Raw genomic sequence first — 18,996 nt, forward strand, 5'->3', positions numbered from 1 at the left:
AGGGTCGAGATCCAGCCGCTATGCAGTCTGCGTCGAGGAAGACCGTTGCGATCGTCGACGATGATGCCGCATTCGGCTCGATCCTCGACGGCTATCTGCAGACGGCGAAGTTCCGCACGCTTCGGCTCGGAACGGGGAGCGAGCTGTTCGCGCTGCTCGCGTCACGCCCTCCGGATGTCATCATCCTCGATCTCACGCTCCCGGATGAGGACGGCCTCGCCATCACGCGACGCGTGCGCGCCCGTTCGAGCGTCCCGATCATCATCGTCACCGGACGCCAAAACTCCGACGATCGCCTGGCCGGCCTCGAGATGGGCGCCGATGACTATCTGACCAAGCCCTTCAATCCCCGGGAACTGGTGCTCCGAGTGCGCCGCCTTCTCGAGCGAAGCGCGCGAAGCAAGACGCCCCCCGCGGACCGCTACCAGCTCGGAGACTGGATCATCGATCCGGAACGTCGCACGATCGAGCGGCGAGGGAAGGGCGCCGAGCTGACGCGCATGGAGTACGATGTCCTGCAAGTGCTGCTGCGCGCGCACGGACGCGTTCAGACCCGTGCCCAGCTTCTGGATGCGACGACGCGCCGGGATGGGCCCGAGTCGGAGCGCTCGATCGACATTCTCATCAGCAGGCTGCGCCGTAAGCTCGAGCCATCCAAAGGCAAGCCGACGCTCCTGCTCACGGTGGCTGGACACGGCTATCGCATCAATGATGCCGCGCTTTCGGTCGTGCGGCGGCCGGAGGGCTACGACAGGGACTTTACCTGACGCTCCAGCTCCACAAGCGCGTCGCTCAGCGCGACCATCGTGCCGCGACGGCCCTGCGCCGTGACCTCCCCCGCCGCTTCGGCCTTGGCAAGAAGTTCGGATAAGGCCCCCAAACCCAGCATCGCTGCCGTGGATCGCATCGAATGCACGGCGTGCATGGTCCGTTGATCCAGGGGAACACCGGGAAGGGCCTGCTCAAATCGCTGGCGCAGCTCGGCAATCGCCGCTGCGGCCTGCTCGATGATGCGCCTGGTCTGCACAGGGCCGAGGTCTGCCAAGATGTTTATCATTTCGATCTTGTCCGTCGATGGCGTGTGCTGCCGCAATATCTCGCCGAGGACGTCCAAGCTCAGAGGCTTCGGCAAGATGTGCTGGAAGCCGAGACATCGATACTCCGCTATCTGATCCGACATCAGATTGGCCGTCATGGCGACAATCGGCAGGCTCGCACCGTGTGTCGCGCGGATGTGCCGGAGAACGTCGATGCCGCCCATCCGCGGCATCGTGATATCGAGTAGAACCAGATCGAAACTTCGCTCCGAGAGCGTCGCCAATCCTTCTTCACCGCCAGGACATGTCGTCACCCGATGCCCGAGCTTCTCGATGAGCAGGCCCGCGACCAGACGATTGACGCCGTCATCATCGATCACGAGGACATTCAGACAAGCCTCGCCACAAGGGTCCATCAGCGCGCGCAATTGGGTCGCGGCCGCCGCGGTCGGCGATACGCCGGCCCTCAACGGAAGATCGACCCAGAATGTCGCGCCGTGTCCCGGCACGCTGTCCACGCCGACGCGCCCGTTCATGGCTTCAGCCAGGTCGCGGCAGATCGAGAGGCCGAGCCCAAGGCCCTCAGGGACGTCCGACCAGCTACTTTCGGCACGTTCGAAGGGTCGAAACAAGCGCTCCGCGTCCTCGGCGGGAATGCCAGGCCCGTTGTCGCTTATCTCGATGCGCAGGAGGTCCCCATCCGCTCCGGCCTCCGTACGCTTCCTCGCGGCGAGCTGCACCTCGCCCGGCATGGAATAGCGGATGGCGTTGGATAGGAAGTTCAAGATGATCTGACGCAACCGCAGAAGATCGACGATCAGGCAATCGGGCAAGTCCGACGCCACACTCGACCGGATCACGATGCCGCTAAGCTCCGCCTGAGGGCAGACGACGGTGGCAATCTCATCAATGAAGTCGCGCAGAATGATCGGTCCTGGCTTGATCTCGAGGCGTCCGGCTTCGATCCGGGAGATATCGAGCATGTCGTCCAGAAGGGCGGTCAGCACGCGCGCCGATCCGAGCACGATTTCAAGGCGCGTTCTCTGATCCGGCTTCATGTTTTCGAGCAGAAGCGATTGGACAATGCCGAGTATGCCATTCATCGGCGTCCGCAGCTCGTGGCTCACCGCGCTCAGAAAGCGTGATTTGGCTATGGTGGAAGCCTCGAGCTGCCGATTGAGCGCGTTGAGCTCCTCCTCGCGGCGCTTGAGCAGAGTTATGTCGGCCCTGATACTGGTGGTTCCGCCCGAGGGCGTCGCGCGCTCGCTAACCTGAATCCAACGCCCGTCCGCAAGATGCTGCTCGAACAGCCCCTCGCGGCGGACATGAAACTCCATGCGCCTCCGCGTCCATTCCTCTGCGTCGTCCCCGGTCTGGAACTGGCCCCGTTCGACGCTCTTCAGAAGGATCTCCTCGTAGGTCACGCCCGGCCGGACGATGTCCGCAATCGTGCCGTACAGTTCGGCATACGCGGAATTCGAGAGCATCAACCGGTCGTCTGCATCATAGAGAACGAACGCTTCCGGCAAGCTCTCGATGCCGTCGATGAAGGCCTGAAGCTGCTCTTCCGTATCCGAGCGGGCGTGGGCCATGTCAGGCCAGAGGAAGCCTGCAACTATGGTCCTGCTCTGCGCATGGCGCGAAGCCTGTCCTCGGATCCTTGCTCCGAGCATCCGATAACGCTGCGTGCTCTGTCGCGTCTCGAGATAGCCATCGATCTGGTGCGCGAACGGCGCCGCTGGAAAGCGGCGGAGCACGTCCCGAAAAGCAAGGGACGGATGGCGTGCTCCCATGCTCGGACGATAGATGGACTGTCCGATCAGAAACTGAGTGCGACGACGCGGCAGCTTCTGGGGGAAAAGGGTGATCTTGTCCCCTCCCGACCACTGCCAGAAAGCTGGCTCACGCAGGAAACCGGCACCGAATAGCGGAGTCATCTTGGCCCACTGACGTGGTTTTCACTTTGCCGCACTATGTGATGCTCCCGGCTCTTTGGCCAAGAGAGAAGACGCGCGGAGCGAGATGACTGCTGCGGAGTGAGAACCCGGTGCGAGATGTCGCGGCACGGAGGATGGCACACTACCTGCCCCATCCCCTGCGGCGGAGATCGTGGCAGCGCCGGCTTGGTGGACGGTGGCAGACATCAACGTGCGCGGCACTCTCTCCCATTTAAGCGGCGAGATCGGATGATTGCCTTCAGTCCCCCAATAATTGATATAACGCGCTGATATTATTATAATATTTTCCTCGACGCAAAAGCGAAAGTCTGACTGCCACAGCATCCGTTTGCAGATGGCGAAGCAGATGAAGAGCAACCCTTTCGACAGAAAGCGAAGCCGAAACCCCAGGGGGCTTCCGCCTGTAGCGCTTTGCTTCACTCATGCGCGGATGTTGCTTTTGCAATATCGACCTCACTATGTTCGACCGCCCTGTCTTGACAGCGTCTGCGATGGAGATCGCGTCAATGCCCATCATCATCCGGCCCGCACGCGCTGAAGAATTGCAGAGGGCGGAAGAGCTCGTCATTCGGAGCATCAACGACCTGACCGAGCGCCACGGATTTGGGCGCATGGCCACATCGCGCCCTCCCGATTTTCAATTGTTTTGCCTGCAGGATGATGCCGATGGCTTGTGGTTGGCCGAGGCCGATGGAGAGATCGTTGGCTTCGCGCTGAGTTGGGTGTCCGGTGATCTTTGGTTTCTGGCAGAGCTGTTTGTTGCCCCTGGTCTGCAAGGCCGCGGTGTCGGCCAGGAGCTGTTGGCGCGAACTTTCGAGCACGCCAGGAAGGCAGGCGCGACCAACAAAAGCCTCATCACCTTCACTTTCAATGTCGTGTCGCAAGGGCTGTACATTCGGCACGGCTTGTTGCCACGGTTGCCGCTCTATCTCCACAGCGGCACGCGCGATGCATTGGTAGGCCGCCTCAATGGAGACAAGCTGCGCTGCACACCTATCGAACCGAGAGCTCCGCACTTCGAGCTTTTGGCAAAGCTCGATCTAGGCGCCCTCGGCATCTCTCGTGAAAAGCATCACCGCTATCTTCTCGGCGACGCTACGATCAAAGGCGTTTTCCTCCATGACGCCGACGATTGCGTGGGCTACGCGTACATCTCAGCGTCGGGTCACGTGGGCCCCCTGGCCGTCGCTCAAGCGCGACAGATGGGCCCCGCTTTCCGTACCGCGTTGGACCTGGCTTCAGCAGGCACAAGCGCGCAAGTGTCGGCGTTTCTTCCCGGAGTGAGCGAGGCCCTCGGCATCGCCGCCGAGCATAGCTTGCGCATCACATTTCCGATGGTGCTGGTATCGACGCATGATTTCGGCGACTGGACGAGGTATCTCCCGCGAAATCCCGGCTTCATGTGATCACGCGTCGCTGATTGCAGTGTCTGCAGTTGCACCAACTGCAGATACTCGAGGCACGCAATCCGTAGCGGAAAGCTGCATGGAATGCGGCACCCCGCAAGTCGAGGGGGATCAGCCGCGTCGCGCGGCCTCGATCTTGGCGACGTCGATCTTCTTCATGCCCATCATCGCCTCGAACGCGCGCTTGGCCTCAGCGCCACCGGCCGCCATCGCCTCGGTCAGCACGCGCGGTGTGATCTGCCAGGAGATGCCCCACTTGTCTTTGCACCAGCCGCACTGGCTCTCCTGACCGCCATTGCCGACGATGGCGTTCCAATAGCGGTCGGTCTCCTCCTGATCGTCCGTGGCGATCTGGAATGAGAAGGCTTCGTTGTGCTTGAACGCGGGACCGCCGTTGAGACCAAGGCAGGGGATGCCGGCCACTATAAATTCGACCGTCAGCACGTCGCCTTCTTTGCCGGATGGATAGTCGCTGGGCGCACGGCGGACGGCACCCACTGAGCTGTCGGGAAAGGTTGCGGCATAGAAGCGGGCGGCAGCCTCGGCATCCCTGTCGTACCACACGCAGATCGTGTTCTTGGCCATGGCCTGTCCTTTCGTTTTCGAGAACCCCGATGATCTCTGCCACAAGGACGGATCGGGCCGCCCCGATCCGACATCGCGGCATTCTTTTTTTTCCACTCCTTGGACAGGTGATTTCGGCAACAACCGGTCCGTGGAGAGTTTGATCCCAATGCTGCCTCGATATCAGCGGGTTAGTGCGAGCGGCTAGAGGGACTTCAGATTGGCCCTCAGGCGCTCGGCCGCAAAATCCAGGAAGACGCGCATCTTTGAGGGCAGTGCGCCACGCGCTGCGTGAAGCAGATGAACCGGGAGCGGCTCGACTTCGTATTTTGTCAGGATGATCCGCAGCAATCCCTCTCGTGCCGGGGCGGCACATTGATAGTGGAGGACGCGCGTCACCCCGATGCCCTGGAGCGCCGCCCAAACGGCAGCCTCGGCGGTCGTTACCGTGAGGCGCGCGCGGACCGGCACTTGGAACGTGCGCTTGTCGGCCTTCGCTCGAAAGGACCACGTGGCGATGGGCGACATGGGCTCGAAGCTCACGCAGGGCATTTCGGCAAGGCCCTCCGGGGATCTCGGCTCGCGATGTCCCGCGAGCAGCTTCGGGCTGACACACACGACCGTGCGCATGGATCCGACGCGTGAGGCGACCATGGAGCTGTCCCGCAGCGAGCCTATGCGCACCGCCATGTCGACGTGATCCTCGACAAGATGGAGGTTCCTGTCGGAGAGCAGCAGCCGAATGTCGATCTCCGGATAGGCAGCAAGAAACTCTGCGACGATCGGGACGATGTGCAGGCGGCCGAATAGAACCGGGGCCGTGAGGACCAGCTCCCCGCGCGGGGCATGGAACTCCCCGGCCGCCGCACGCTCCGTCTCGCCGATCTCATCGAGAATGCGACGGGCTGACGTCACGTAGCTCGCGCCGACGTCCGTCAAGGCCACCTTCCGGGTCGTGCGGACGAGCAGCCGCGTGCCGAGGTGCCGCTCGAGCTCGCTGACCTTTCGGCTAACCGTGGCGAGCGGCATGTTGAGGTCGCGGCTCGCGGCCGAAAAGCTCCCGCGATCGACCACCCTCAGCAGGACAGCCATGGCTTCGAGGCGATCCATCGTTGTTCCAGATATTGAGATTATTATTCACGACAATAGCCGATTATCCTAATTTCCGAAACTGCCTAAATGCGCTGGTGAGAGGGCTGGTCTCCGGCTCTCGGTCGGAAGGAGAAAGCCATGTCGTATGGGTTCCTCGATATCGCGATCACACCCAGCGTGCGGGCCGCGCAAGCCAAGATGGGCGCGGATCACCTCTGGCAGGACTTCAAAGGCGACCGCACATTCGATCGCTTCAGGGAGAACGAGGCGGCGTTCATTGCCGAGCGCGACAGTTTCTACATGGCAAGCGTCTCAGAGACGGGCTGGCCTTATGTTCAGCACCGCGGTGGCCCGCGCGGCTTCCTCAAGCTGGTCGATGACCGAACCCTTGCCTTCGCGGACTATCGCGGCAACCGCCAGTACATCAGCACGGGCAACCTTGCGGCTGATGATCGGGCCTGCCTGTTCCTGATGGACTACACACGCCCGGCCCGGCTCAAGATCTACGCTCGTGTCGAGATCCTGGCGCTTGACGATGCGCCTGACCTCACTGCGCTCGTCACCGTGCCGGAGTACAGGGCGAAGCTCGAGCGCATCTTTCGGCTGCGCCTGGAGGCGTTCGACTGGAATTGTCAGCAACACATCACGCCGCGCTTCAGCGAGCGCGAAGTCAGCGAGGCGATCCGTCCTCTGCGCGGCCGCTTGGCTGAGCTCGAAGCCGAGAACGCCCAGCTACGCGCTCGCCTTGCCGCAAACTCTGGTGCGACGGGATAGGCTCGACCGCCCGCGCGCTTCCCTTCGTCCCAAACGGGGGTGCTCTGCCGCCTAGCGGTCGAGGTTGACGACCACGAGGCCGGTGATGATGAGCACAAACCCCAGCAGATGGAATATGTGCAGCGGCTCGCCGAGCAGAGCGACTGACAGGAGAGCAGCAAAAACCGGGCTCAGGTAGAGGAACGCGGCCGCGCGCTGCGGTCCCACCACGGAAACGCCGAACAGGTAGCACACATTGCCGAGCAGCGTCGGACCCAGGGCCACGTAGATGACACTCGCCCAGGCGTGCGCAGTGTCGGCATCGCGGAAGGCGATGGTTTCGCCTCCGAGCACAAGCCAGATCATGTAGACCGGCGCCATGATCGCCAGACAGCCGATCAAGGCCGTCACCGCGGTCAGGGAGAGCGAGCTTATCTCGCGGCTCCACGTGCGCACTCTCAGGGAGAACCAGGCGAACGCGATCGCGCCGAGGAGCGACCACAGATTTCCAATGCGGATATCGATGGTGGCGAGAACGGCGAGGCTGCCTTGTGCGACGATGACGACCGTCCCCAGGAACGCCAGCAGCAACCCCATCCAACCACGCGGGCCGAGCAGACTTTGCCCGCCGAGCCACGCGATCACAGCCACCCACGCCGGGGTCGTCGCATTGATGATGCCGACCTCGATGGCGAGACTCTGATACGCGCCGCCGACCAGCAGGAACGAGAAGATGCCAACGCCGATGATGCCGCCGAGGGCGATCTCACGCAGGTTCCGACGCAGCGGCGCATGATCTCTGCGCATCTGCGGCAGCGCAATCGGCAGGAGGATCACCAGCGCCAAGGCCCACCGCCAGAACACCATGGCGGGCAGCGGCACCATGTCGTGCACGGCGCGCGCGACCACGTGGTTGCTGCCCCACAGCACGGCCGTCAGCAGAAGCGCGGCGATCCCGAGGCCGATACTGGCCGGCGTCATGTCGGCATCCTGCGCATCATCGAAGCGCGGCGCCCCTCATGCTCTCGCGCGATCAGCCGCCGGCCACGGCGACATGCGGCCTCTGCGAAACGTGCCACGGCAGGAAAATCCGCTCTGCGAAGTCGACGAGATAGAAGAGCACCGTGCCCATGAGGCTCAGGAGGAGCAGCGAGACGAAGACGCGCGGCGTATCGAACTGTCCCTGCGCGACGAGAATCTGAAAGCCGAGGCCCGTGCCGCCCGCCACGAACTCGCCGACAATGGCACCGACCAGGGCAAACGATATGGCCACCTTCATGCCAGCGAAGAGGCTCGGCAGTGCACAAGGAAAGCGGATCTTGAACAGCACCTGCCATGCGGAGGCCTTCGACACGCGGGCAAGGCTCAGCATGTCCGGATCAACGGAGCGCAGCCCCAGGACCGTGTCGATCACGATCGGGAAAATCGCCAGCATGACGGCGACGGAGACTTTCGGCTCCGTGCCCGTCCCGAGCCAGATCACGAAGAGCGGCGCCAGCGCGACCTTCGGAATGCTGTTGAGGGCAACGAGAAGCGTGTAGATCGTCCGCTCCAGGAAGCGGGAATAGACGATGGCGACCGCCAGAACGATGCCGAGCACGACAGCGATCCCGAAACCGAGCGCGGTGACGGCGAGCGTATAGCCCGAATGGCGGATGAAGACCCAGGGAGAGGACCAGAACTCCGCGAAGATCGCCGAGGGGGCCGGCAGAATCAGCGGCGACGGCGAGAAGATATGGACGCACACCTCCCAGATGATCAGAAGCGCAGCAACGATGGCGAAGGCGTCTCGCGTCCGGCTCTCGGCCAACAGGCGCTTGAAGATGCCGTGCTTCATTCCTTCAGAATCCCCAGCTCTGCAAAGTGGTGGCGGATCTTTCCGGTCAGTTCTCCGAAGCGCGGCGTCTCCCGCACGGAAAGCGGGCGCGGCCTCGGAATATCGATGTCGATAACGTCGACGATCCGCCCCGGCGCCCGGGACATCATGACGACGCGGTCGGAGAGATAGACGGCCTCGACGATACTGTGCGTGATGAACAGCACGGTCTTGCGCTGGCCGTGGTTGCTATCCTGCCAGATGCGCGTGAGCTCCACGTTGAGATCATCGCGCGTCATGGCGTCGAGGGCGCCGAACGGCTCGTCCATGAGCAGAAGCTCGGGATCGCAAAGCAGCGCTCGGCAGATCGACGCGCGCTGGCGCATGCCGCCCGAGAGCTCCCAGGGATGACGGTTCTCGAAGCCGCCGAGACCGAAGCGCTTGAGGAGCTCCACGGCGCGCCCCTCGACTTGCGCGCGCTTCAGCCCGAGGAACTCGGCGGAGAGGAGGACATTGTCGAGGATCGTGCGCCAATCCAACAGCACATCACGCTGAAAGACGACGCCGAGGCGGTCGGGAGGCCCCTTGACCGGCGTGTTGCGTACCGAGATCTGGCCGGAGCTCACGCCCTCCAGCCCGGCCACGCACTTCAGAAGCGTGCTCTTGCCGCATCCCGACGGCCCCACCACGCTCAGGAACTCGCCGTTGCGGATGTCGAGGTCGATATCGGCCAACGCCGTCACGTCCCCGCGCGGAGAAGGGTAGACCTTCCCCACGCGGGAGATCCTGACATAGGACTGAGCGTTGGCCCGAGCGTCCATCCACACTAGTCCATCAGATTGTTGGTGTAGTAGTCGCTGGCCTTCCAGCCGGCTTTGACGACGCCGGCCTGCTCCATGGATTTCAGCGCCGCCTCCCAATCGGCCTCCGCCTGCCATCCAATGGGCTTGCCCGCGGTAGCCGGCGTCTCGAAGTACTCGATGGTCAGCTTGATCTGGCCCAGAAGCACATCAGGATTGAGCTTGGCATCGGGGCGCTGAGCCACGATCGCCTTCACGCCGTCGTCAGGATTCTTGGCGAGATGTTCCCAGGCGCGCTGCTGCACCTTGACCAGCTTCTTCAAGGCCGCGGCGCGCGACGTGAGCGTATCATCACGCGCGACGAGGCCATAGGCCGGGAACGTGATGCCCGCATCGGAGGCCAGCAGACACTTCGACGGCCGCGGCTTCTCCGCAACCGGAAGTGCCGAGCCGACCGTCGACATCAGGCCATCGGCGCGCTTGGCCGTATATGTCCCCCAGAGTGCTGCCGGATCGACGAACTCGACCTTGACCTGCTCGCGGTCCATGCCGCCGGACTTCAGATAGAGGTCGATGAACGGCGCCCATGGGCTCGCGGCGAAGACGACGACGGTCTTGCCTTTCAGGTCCGCGACCTTGCTGACGGGCGCGTCCCTGTCGACCAGAATGCACAGATCGGTTTTGCGCTGGAAGTTCATGAACGACTTGATCTGGGCGCCCTGCGCGCGCGCACCGCCGATCAGTCCGACCTGAACCTGACCGATGTCGACCTGGCCGGCATTCACGAGCTGGATCGTATTGCCCGAGCCGCGGCCATCCTGGATATCGACATCGAGCCCTTCGGCGGCAAACCACCCCTTGTCCTTGGCGAGGTGCATGGCGGCCTGAACGCCCCACGGCGAGAAGTCCAGCCTGACTGTCAGCTTCTCCTGCGCCGCAGCGGATAGAGAGAGCGAAGCAGCGAGGACACCCGCCAGCCCCAATGCCAGAACCATGCGTCGTTTCATCGTCACATCTCCCTTGTTCAAAGCGGTACAGGACGGGGTGATTGGCACCTATTCCAAACGTGATCGATCCTTTGGACGGCTGCTTCTTCGTGTTGTCTGCTTCGAGCCCGCCAAGGCAGCGCTATCTCCCTGCAAGTAGCCGAGGACCATCTCGACGACATGCGCGCGCCGCTCGGCGAGCCTCTTGGGGCTGTCGAGCTTCTGATTGAAGATCCAGGACAGCGTGTATCTGTTGGAAAGGTGGAAGTATGCGAGCGCCGAGATCGACAGGTAGAGATCCACGGGATCGACGTTAGCGCGAAACGATCCCTCCTGCTGGCCGCGCGCGAGGAGCGTCTTGAGCGTCTGCAGAAGCGGGATGTAGAGCGACTTCACGACCTTCGATTGCTTGAGATAGTGCGCGTAGTGGATGTTCTCGATGCTCATCAGGCGGATGAGCTCTGGCGTCGCCACGAAATGATCGAAGGTGTGGGCGACGAGCGCGCGCATGCCCTCGATCGGCGGGAGATCGCGCACCTCGAGATCGCGCTGGTGCTCGCGCATATCGCTGTAGATGCCTTCGAGGATCCGAAGGTAGAGCTCTTCCTTGCTCTTGAAGTAGTGATAGATGAGGTTCTTGTTGACGCCCGCCTGATCCGCGATGCGGTCCACGCGCGCGCCGGTCAGCCCATGTGTGACGAATTCCGCGCGCGCAGCCTCGAGGATCTTGGCCTGACTCGCCTCCGAATTCCGTACCGGCTTGTGACGCGAGCCGCCCTGTGGCCGCGGGCTATGCTCCATGGCCCGCTCCTGTCCGAGCAGCGGCCGTCTTCGCACGCCGAAGGCTCTGGCTGCCGGCCTCATCGACAAGACCGTTTGCGCCGAGCACGATGCCGTGCCGCTCGCGCGCGTAGGACGGCGTGATCTTGCCGTCGTGAATGTCTTCGAGAACGAGAGCCGCATCGCGCGTCAAGGGATCACCGAAGCCGCCGCCGCCGGCCTGGTCATGGACGATCACCGTGTCTTCCTCGACGCTCATGGTGATCTTGCCCGGCAGCGGGCGCGTCTCGCCGTTCCGCACCATCGCGTTGCGCGAAGGACCGCCTGCTTCGCCGCCGGCGAGGCCATAGGGGCGGAAAAGCACGCGATCCGTGCGCATCTGCAGCAGCGCCTCCGGCGCGAGAATGCGATAGGCGCGCCGCACGCCAATGCCGCCGCGCCAGTGCCCGGCCCCGCAGCTATCGGGCACGAAAGCGTACTCCTCCACGCGGACGGGATGCTCCGCCTCCATGACCTCGACCGGCATGTTGGAGAGGTTCTGCGAGGCATTGGTGACGGCTTCCAAGCCGTCCTTGTCGGGCCGGCCGCCCCACGCGCCGCAGATCATGTCGACGATGATGAAAGGCTTGCGATTGGCCCTGAGCCCGCTGATGCAGATGACGCTGTTGCCGCCCTCGCCTGCGGCCGGGACGCGGTCCGGGACGATCTGTGCGAGCGCGCCGAGCATCGTATCGAACACGCGATATCCCGTGAGCGCCCGCGCCGCACATGGCCCCGGCATCACCGGGTTCAGCACGGATGCCTCCGGCGCCTTCACGTCGATGCAGCGAAATACGCCGACGTTGTTCGGGACGTCACGGCCGAGCACGCAACGAACGCTCAGGTAGGTGAGCGAGTGCGTGAAGCTCAGCGTCGAGTTCAGCGCTCCTTTCACTTGCGGCGATGAGCCGGTGTAGTCGACCAGCAGCGTGCCATCATCGCGAACCGTGATGGCAACGCAGATCGGGATCGGCTTGTCCGAGAACCCGTCGTTGTCGATATGGTCGGTAAAGCGGTACGTACCCTTCGGCCACTGCCGGATCTCGGCTTTGGTCAGCCGCTCTGCGTAGTCGAGCAGCTCCTGCATGTAGGCTTCGACCTCGTCGGCGCCGTACCGCTGGAGAAGCTTGATCAGGCCACGCTTGCCGACCTGAGCAGCGGCGAATTGGGCCGAGAGGTCTCCCCAGACACGGTCCGGCACCCGCACGTTGATCTTGATCAGGGCTTCGAGTGTCTCGTTGAGCTTGCCGCGATCGTAGAGCTTCAGCGGCGGGATGCGCAGGCCTTCCTGGTAGATCTCGGTCGAGTCGGAGGCATTGGAGCCGGGGACGCGGCCGCCAACGTCGGTATGATGACAGATGACGACGGCGAATGCCCGACGCTTTCCCTCGAAGAACAGCGGCACGAACATGAACACGTCCGGCAGATGCATGCCGCCGTGATAGGGATCGTTCATGATGACGACGTCGCCGTCGTGCAGATCGTCGCCGTACTTATCCAGCACGGCCTGCATGGCTTCGGGGATTGCGCCGAGATGCTGGGCGATGGTCTTGGCCTGCGCCACCATCTGCCCGTCGGCAGCGCACAAGGCTGCCGAAAAGTCCATGACGTCCTTGACGATCTCCGATCTTGCGATGCGCACGACGGTGTACGCCATGTCGTCGGCGATCGAGTCGAGCCCGCTCTTGATGACCGCGAATGTGATCGGATCGACGTTCATGCGCTGCCTTCGATCTTGAGGACCAGATTGCCCATCCCGTCCCGGCTGATGGTCGCATCGGGCGGAACGACGATCGTCGCATCGAACTCTTCGATGATGAGAGGGCCCGATCGCTCGGCGGCGCCGATGGCGGCGCGCGATACGATCGCCGTCTCGACAGCCGGCACGCCGCGGGAGAAAGACACCAGGCGATAGCCGGCGCGCGCCGCGCCGGTTCGCGTCTCGATCTTCATGGCCTTGAAGTCCAGGCGACTCTCGCGCAAGCCCCGTCCCGTGACCGTGACCTTGACCAGCTCGAGCGGAGTCTGGTCCCGGTAGCCGTAGGTCTTCAGGTATTCCTCGACGAAGCGCTCGCTGATCTGGGCAAGGACGTCGCCGTCCGCGTCGAACGGCACCGGCAGCTCCGTCGCTTGCCCTTCATGGCGAAGCTCGGCCTGCCAGACGAGCTCTGTCCGATCCGCGCCGTAGCCATCTGCCGCGAGCCGGCTGGCAACCTCTGCACTAAGACGCGCCATGATGGTGGAAAGGTCCTGGGCGCTCAGATCATCGAGCAGACGCATGACGGTGACGAGCGCCGTGTGCTCGATGTCGGCCGCCAGCATGCCGACGGCGCTGAATACGCCGGCGAGGGGCGGTATGATGATCGTGCGCACGCCGAGCTGGCGGGCTACATCGACAGAATGAATGCCGCCATTGCCGCCGAACGCCATGAGCGTCAGATCCCGCGGATCTCGACCGCGCTCGACCGTAACGGCGCGGATCGCCCGCGCCATCGCCGCATTCGCGACCGCACGGATGCCATGGGCTGCCTCTTCCACCGAGAGGCCCAGCGGTGTCGCGACATGCTCTTTGATGGCGCGCTCCGCGAGACCGCGATCGATGGTTAGTCTCCCGCCGGCAAGGGCGCTCGGATTGAGAATGCCCAGCACCACATTGGCATCCGTCACCGTCGGCCGCGTATTACCGAGGCCGTAACAGGCAGGGCCCGGCGCAGCTCCGGCCGACTCCGGCCCCACCTTCAGCAGGCCACCGGCATCGATGCCCGCGAGCGAGCCGCCCCCAGCACCAACCTCCGCGATGTCGATCGCCGGCACCTTCAGCATATAGCCGCCGGCCTTGATGAACCGGCTGGACGTCGACATGCCATCGCGGAACTCGTACTCCGACGTCATGCTCGGTCGACCGTCTTCGATGATCACGGCCTTGGCTGTCGTTCCGCCCATGTCGAAGACGATCACATCGCGATCGCCGCGTGCCCTGCCCAAACCTGCCGCGCCGATGACACCACCTGCCGGGCCCGAAGCGACAACCATCACGGGGAGGTCGCGCGCCGCACGCGCCGCGAGCATGCCGCCGTTCGACGTCATAACCAGAATCGGCGCCACGATGCCAACTTCCGCGAGCCGCCCTTCCAGCTTCCGCAGATAGCCGCGCATGGCCGTCAGCAGATAGGCGTTGACGACCGTCGTGCTGGTGCGCTCGTATTCCTTCATCTCCGGCAGCACAGCGTAGGACGCCGTAACCGGCAGATCGGGGAAGCGCGCGTTGATCAGCGCCTCGGCCTTCTTCTCGTGTGCGGCATTGCGATAGCTGTTGAGGAAGCAGATCGCGATGGCTTCGATGCCGTCGGCGATCAACTGCTCTGCGGCAGCAGTGACATCGGTCTCCGACAGCGGATGGATCACCGTGCCGTCGGCGGCAATGCGCTCCGTCACTTCGAGCCGATGGCGGCGCGGCACGAGCGGCTTGGGCTTGTCCCAGGTGAGATCGAACATGTCGGGCATGCGTATGCGCCCGATCTCCAGCACATCACGGAAGCCGCGCGTCGTGATCAGGCCGGTCCGCGCGCCCGTCCGTTGCAGGATGGTGTTCGATCCGACAGTCGTGCCGTGCAGGACTTCGGCAACGCTGCCAGGCGCGGCCCCCAACTCGGCGAGGAGCGAGGCGAGCCCCTCGACGACGCCGCGGCTCGGATCATCCGGCGTGGTCGATACCTTGCTCTCGTGCAGGATGCCGTTGGCCGTCATGACGACGATGTCGGTGAAAGTACCGCCGACATCGACAGCAACGCGCACCGCGGGCTGATCTCGGGTCATGAGGCCTCGAGCAAGTAACCAACTGGTTAGTTAGTTAGCGCGCGTTTTCTGCTCGACGTCAAGTGGGATCGGTGGAAGGGGCCTTTTCCTTGATCAGCGCGCTGATCCCTTGTGCCAAGCGGCGGCTTGCTGTGATCGACTCCGGCGGCATCAAGCTGCAAGCTGCGTGGGACGGGAGCTGGCTGCGGCTTTCAGGAGAGCCGCGACGTCGAGGGTGTCGGCTCAGCCGATTGGCCCGTTGCCGTGCACTCGCACGCCACGCCGGACGAGAGACGCCCATCCTTCTTCTGCCGTCTCGGCGAACTCGAATAGTTTGAGGTCCACCGGCGAGATCATGCCTTCCTCCGCAAGAGCCTCGAAGTTGATGATCTTGCGCCAGTAGCTCTCGCCGAACAGCACGATCGGAGCGGGCGGCGCCTTCTGCGTCTGCTGCAAGGTCAACAGCTCGAACAGCTCGTCCATGGTGCCGAAGCCGCCGGGGAAGATCGCCAGCGCATTGGCGCGCATGGCCAAGTGCATCTTGCGCATGGCGAAGTAGTGAAAGCGGAAGCTCAGCTCCGGCGTGATGTAGGCATTGGGCGCCTGCTCGTGGGGCAGGGTGATGTTGAAGCCGATGCTCGGCGCACCGACATCCGCCGCACCGCGATTGGCCGCCTCCATGATGCCGGGTCCGCCGCCGGTCGCGATGACGTTGTCACGCCACCTGTTCCTGGGCGCGAAAGCGCCGCCACGCTCTGAAGCAATGCGGCCGAACTCGCGCGCGATACGATAGAACTCGGCGCGCTGCCGCAGCCCTTCCGCCCCCTGCTTTTCGGCGTCCGTGCGCGCGGTCTCGACTGCAGCCACGGCCTGCTCCGGCGAGGGGATGCGCGCTCCGCCAAACACGATGATGGTCGAGCGTATTCCCCAGTCGCGCAGCGCAAGCTCGGCCTTCCCGTACTCGAGCGCAAAGCGGATGGCCCGCATCTCATCGCGCAGCAGGAATTCGGTATCCTCGACGGCCAGCAGCGTGCTTCGCGAACCGTTCCGGGTTGTCGGTTGGCTCATATGAGTTTCATCCATTTCCGGCGCGGGATTATCCACGCGGGTTGTATCTTCTCGCGCAACGCTCCGCGGAAACTACCGCAAGATCAGAGGCCGCGTGTCATCTCGCGGACTGTATACCTGGAGCCCTCTCTCCGTGCACCCGTTGGCGGGGGCGGCCCGCTTTCCCCGCGGAGACTACTCGCAGCCGCCGTTCCGGCCGGGACGCGCAGCACGCCCGCCAAGTCGCCCATTCCCCAGCTTGCGCCGGGCGTCACCTGTGAGCCTCTGCCCCTTCAGGCGTCATAGGAACCGCACCAGCCCGGCAAGTAGCGCGCCGCGAGCGTGCGGGCCACCATTTGCGCCTGGGTGAGAGCCTTTTCCATATCCTTGTCGAGGAGCGCAGCGTCGATATGCCGGCGCAGGAAATCCGCCCACAGGAATTCCACGAACGGCGTCTCGACCTTGGCGAAGCCGCCGGTGCGGCGCAATTCCCCCGCCAGGGAGCGGAACGGATCGTCGGCCAGCCCCTCGAGGGATTTCGGGATATGCTTATAGGTCCTGCGCCGTCCGTCCGCGTCGAAAGGATGCAGCCAGCCCAGATTGTCCATGGCCGCCCAGAACGCGTCCTTCTCCAGATGATGGAGATCGGCCACCATGCGGGTCAGGACATGCGGGACGCCTTCCAGATGGAGCGCGAGTGCCAGGTGATGGTTGTCGATGAGATAGGGTCTGCCGGAGGGGCCGGTCACGACAGGCAGCATATGGCGACCGAGAAAGGAAGCCTCCCGCTGTATATCCTCTTGGCGCCATTCCGCCCGCTTGCGCTCGACCTCCCGCATGCCGACCGTGATCTGGGTGGGACGCAAATCGGTTACCTGTATGGGCATGAGTAGCGGTGCGGGCGCGACGCTCATGGCTGGACTCCTCCCTGGCTGATCATGGCGCGGACGGCCTCCTCGACGCTGTCAGTACGGCCGGTCTCGCCGAGTAGCGCCAGCACGCCCTGCCGCTCGAGCGAGCTTGCCGCGCGCACCGACTGCAGGCGGGCGACGACAAACCGGACATTTTCTGCCTGGCAATCGGCGATGACGCGCTGCAGCGTGTCGGCGGCAGTATAGTCGATATCGGCCACAGCGCTGGCCTCGAGGACGACCAGCTTCAGCCCGCTCCGCCGCTCGGCGATCATGGATTGCATCTGCCGCTCGAAGGTATCGGCATTGGAGAACAGCAAGGGCGCCTGAAAGGCGACGACCAGAACTCCCGGAACATGCTCGGCCCGCCGCTCGGCCGCCATCGGCCACCAGATGGTGGTGCCGGGCAGGCGCGCCAGCTCGACGAGCCTGGTATGGGTCGTCATCCAGACGCCGTGCAGCAGCGCCATGACGATACCGATGGCCATGCCGGACTGGATGGGCAGAGCCACGATGGCCAGCACCGTCAGCATGGACAACAGCGCTTCAGACGGGCTGCGACGCATGATGTTGGCCAGGGTGCGGAAACGGAAGATGCGCGCGGCGACAAACAGCAGTACGCCGGCAAGCGCCGCCTCCGGAATCGCCCCCAGCAGCGCGCCGCCCCACAGGACCAACGCGGTGACCAGCCCCGCGGCGACGAGCGGCCCCAATTGCGAAGTCACGCCGGCCTCGATCGCGACCGCCGTGCGGGGCGGGCTGGCATTAACCGGGAAGGCTCCCAGCACCGCCGCAGCCAAATTGCCGGCGCCGAGGCCGATGAAATCGGCATTGGTGTCGGCCGCACTGTCCTTGGCGAAGCCGCGATCGACGGCGGAGACCTGCATCATGATGACGAGGACCAGCAGCAATGCCAGGGGAATGAGATGCGGCAGGACCGCAAGGGGCGGAAGCGCGATCGAGAGCGGCAGGCTGGAAACCGCTCCGAGGGTGGCGACGCCGAGGCGTTCGGGACCATACGCCCAGGCGATGGCCGTTGCTGCCGCGACCCCGATCAGCGCGCCGGGAATGCGGCCATCGATCCGCTCAGCCAGGAGGATGGCTCCGAGCGTGCCCAGACCGAGGAGGAGCGTATAGGGATTGAGGCTGGGAAGGGCCTCGACGATGGCGAGCAAGCGGGCCGGAATGTTGGTCGGCGTCACGTCCACCCCCAGCACCGCGGGGAGCTGCGAGGCGACGATATGAACCGCGATGCCCGCCAGAAAGCCGGTGACCACAGGGGTCGACAGGAGGCTGGCGACGAAGCCGAGCCGGAGCAGGCCGGCCAGAAGGAGCAGAATGCCGACGAGAACCGCGAGCACGACGGCGCTGCCGCCCGGATCGGCCTGATAGGCTGTGGCGAGACCGGCCAGCGTCAGCGCGAAGATCGGCGTGATGGTCGAATCCGCCCCGCCGGTCAGCACGCGGCTGCGTCCGAAGACGGCGAGGCCGATCGTGGCGCCGATAAAAGCATAGAAGCCGACCTGCGGCGCGAAGCCGCCCAGCTTTGCCGTCGCCATCTGCTCAGGAACAGTGATGGCGGCAAGCGTCGCCCCGCCCAGAATGTCGGGCCAGGCCTGCCGAAATGTCCACCCTTTCAGCCCATCGAACAGCATCGTTCAGCTTTTTCGAGCGCGCAGCGACGGCCGCCAGGTGACCTGCCAATCTGCTCTCATACTCGCATTCTCGGAGACGCGCCTGCCGATCAGCGCTGCAATCCAGCCCGCTCGGTCGGATGGTCCGGGTATCCGACATTGTAACTTTGGCCAGCGGCAGCAGGGTGAGATGACGCCAACACAATGGCGTGACCGACGTCCTACACGTAACCGTAGGTCGTTTGCCGCGCCGCGCGGCCGCTCCCGACAAAAGCTGTCGGCCGTTTCTCAGCCATCGGGCGCAATGTGATTCTCGATGATGCCCCTCGCGGACAACAGCGCCCGACCTCAGGAGAACCCTCATACCCCAGCGAGCCT

The 18,996-nt window shown here is 64.1% G+C and carries 16 protein-coding genes; 3 read left to right on the forward strand and 13 right to left on the reverse strand.

The genetic code is table 11. From position 1 onward, the window contains the following. Positions 1-20: 20 nt before the first annotated feature. The gene (locus tag CS1BSM3_RS06090; protein ID WP_072386122.1) at positions 21-767 is read left to right on the forward strand and encodes a response regulator transcription factor; all 747 of its coding nucleotides are present in this window, start codon (positions 21-23) and stop codon (positions 765-767) included. On the opposite strand, the gene CS1BSM3_RS06095 is transcribed toward CS1BSM3_RS06090, so the two are convergent. Next, complete coding sequence (locus CS1BSM3_RS06095; protein WP_072386123.1) at positions 746-2,974, reverse strand: ATP-binding protein; 2,229 nt, start codon at positions 2,972-2,974, stop codon at positions 746-748. The two genes, CS1BSM3_RS06090 and CS1BSM3_RS06095, sit on opposite strands and share 22 nt — an antisense overlap. A 527-nt stretch (positions 2,975-3,501) precedes the next feature. Between CS1BSM3_RS06095 and CS1BSM3_RS06100 the strand changes: the two genes are divergently transcribed. Then, positions 3,502-4,401 (forward strand): GNAT family N-acetyltransferase, encoded by a 900-nt coding sequence (locus tag CS1BSM3_RS06100; protein WP_072386124.1) that lies wholly within the window; start codon positions 3,502-3,504, stop codon positions 4,399-4,401. Positions 4,402-4,512: 111 nt separating this feature from the next. Here CS1BSM3_RS06100 and CS1BSM3_RS06105 read toward each other — a convergent pair whose 3' ends face one another. Together CS1BSM3_RS06105 and CS1BSM3_RS06110 are read right to left on the reverse strand one after the other, a co-directional pair. After that, positions 4,513-4,986 (reverse strand): VOC family protein, encoded by a 474-nt coding sequence (locus tag CS1BSM3_RS06105; protein WP_072386125.1) that lies wholly within the window; start codon positions 4,984-4,986, stop codon positions 4,513-4,515. A 183-nt stretch (positions 4,987-5,169) separates the two neighbouring features. Continuing rightward, the gene (locus CS1BSM3_RS06110; RefSeq protein WP_072386126.1) at positions 5,170-6,075 is read right to left on the reverse strand and encodes a LysR family transcriptional regulator; all 906 of its coding nucleotides are present in this window, start codon (positions 6,073-6,075) and stop codon (positions 5,170-5,172) included. Positions 6,076-6,195: 120 nt separating this feature from the next. On the opposite strand from CS1BSM3_RS06110, the gene CS1BSM3_RS06115 reads away from it, so the two are divergent. Continuing rightward, positions 6,196-6,831, forward strand: a complete 636-nt coding sequence (locus CS1BSM3_RS06115; RefSeq protein ID WP_072386127.1) for a pyridoxamine 5'-phosphate oxidase family protein — start codon at positions 6,196-6,198, stop codon at positions 6,829-6,831. 51 nt (positions 6,832-6,882) lie between these two features. Here the strand turns inward: CS1BSM3_RS06115 and CS1BSM3_RS06120 are convergent, their stop codons facing one another. The 10 genes from CS1BSM3_RS06120 to CS1BSM3_RS06165 form a co-directional block, all read right to left on the reverse strand. After that, the gene (locus CS1BSM3_RS06120) at positions 6,883-7,791 is read right to left on the reverse strand and encodes a DMT family transporter (protein ID WP_072386128.1); all 909 of its coding nucleotides are present in this window, start codon (positions 7,789-7,791) and stop codon (positions 6,883-6,885) included. A gap of 52 nt (positions 7,792-7,843) precedes the next feature. Continuing rightward, on the reverse strand, positions 7,844-8,647 hold the full coding sequence (locus tag CS1BSM3_RS06125; protein WP_072386129.1) for an ABC transporter permease: 804 nt from the start codon (positions 8,645-8,647) through the stop codon (positions 7,844-7,846). Continuing rightward, positions 8,644-9,402 carry an ABC transporter ATP-binding protein gene (locus tag CS1BSM3_RS06130; RefSeq protein ID WP_244540435.1) on the reverse strand — a complete coding sequence of 253 codons (759 nt, stop codon included), beginning with the start codon at positions 9,400-9,402 and terminating at the stop codon, positions 8,644-8,646. Before CS1BSM3_RS06130 ends, CS1BSM3_RS06125 begins: the two co-directional genes overlap by 4 nt. A gap of 50 nt (positions 9,403-9,452) precedes the next feature. Then, positions 9,453-10,433 carry an ABC transporter substrate-binding protein gene (locus CS1BSM3_RS06135; protein ID WP_072386131.1) on the reverse strand — a complete coding sequence of 327 codons (981 nt, stop codon included), beginning with the start codon at positions 10,431-10,433 and terminating at the stop codon, positions 9,453-9,455. A gap of 48 nt (positions 10,434-10,481) precedes the next feature. Next, positions 10,482-11,213, reverse strand: coding sequence for a TetR/AcrR family transcriptional regulator (locus CS1BSM3_RS06140; RefSeq protein WP_072386132.1), 732 nt, complete (start codon positions 11,211-11,213; stop codon positions 10,482-10,484). Beyond that, the gene (locus CS1BSM3_RS06145; RefSeq protein ID WP_072386133.1) at positions 11,203-12,951 is read right to left on the reverse strand and encodes a hydantoinase B/oxoprolinase family protein; all 1,749 of its coding nucleotides are present in this window, start codon (positions 12,949-12,951) and stop codon (positions 11,203-11,205) included. Before CS1BSM3_RS06145 ends, CS1BSM3_RS06140 begins: the two co-directional genes overlap by 11 nt. Further along, positions 12,948-15,047, reverse strand: a complete 2,100-nt coding sequence (locus tag CS1BSM3_RS06150; protein ID WP_072386134.1) for a hydantoinase/oxoprolinase family protein — start codon at positions 15,045-15,047, stop codon at positions 12,948-12,950. Before CS1BSM3_RS06150 ends, CS1BSM3_RS06145 begins: the two co-directional genes overlap by 4 nt. Positions 15,048-15,269: 222 nt before the next feature. Next, on the reverse strand, positions 15,270-16,094 hold the full coding sequence (locus tag CS1BSM3_RS06155; RefSeq protein WP_143149091.1) for an LOG family protein: 825 nt from the start codon (positions 16,092-16,094) through the stop codon (positions 15,270-15,272). 272 nt (positions 16,095-16,366) lie between these two features. Beyond that, complete coding sequence (locus tag CS1BSM3_RS06160) at positions 16,367-16,987, reverse strand: ParB-like protein (protein WP_072386136.1); 621 nt, start codon at positions 16,985-16,987, stop codon at positions 16,367-16,369. Next, complete coding sequence (locus CS1BSM3_RS06165) at positions 16,984-18,639, reverse strand: SulP family inorganic anion transporter (RefSeq protein ID WP_072386137.1); 1,656 nt, start codon at positions 18,637-18,639, stop codon at positions 16,984-16,986. Before CS1BSM3_RS06165 ends, CS1BSM3_RS06160 begins: the two co-directional genes overlap by 4 nt. Positions 18,640-18,996: the final 357 nt, after the last annotated feature.

The sequence above is a fragment of the Hyphomicrobium sp. CS1BSMeth3 genome, assembly GCF_900117415.1.
Lineage (GTDB): Bacteria > Pseudomonadota > Alphaproteobacteria > Rhizobiales > Hyphomicrobiaceae.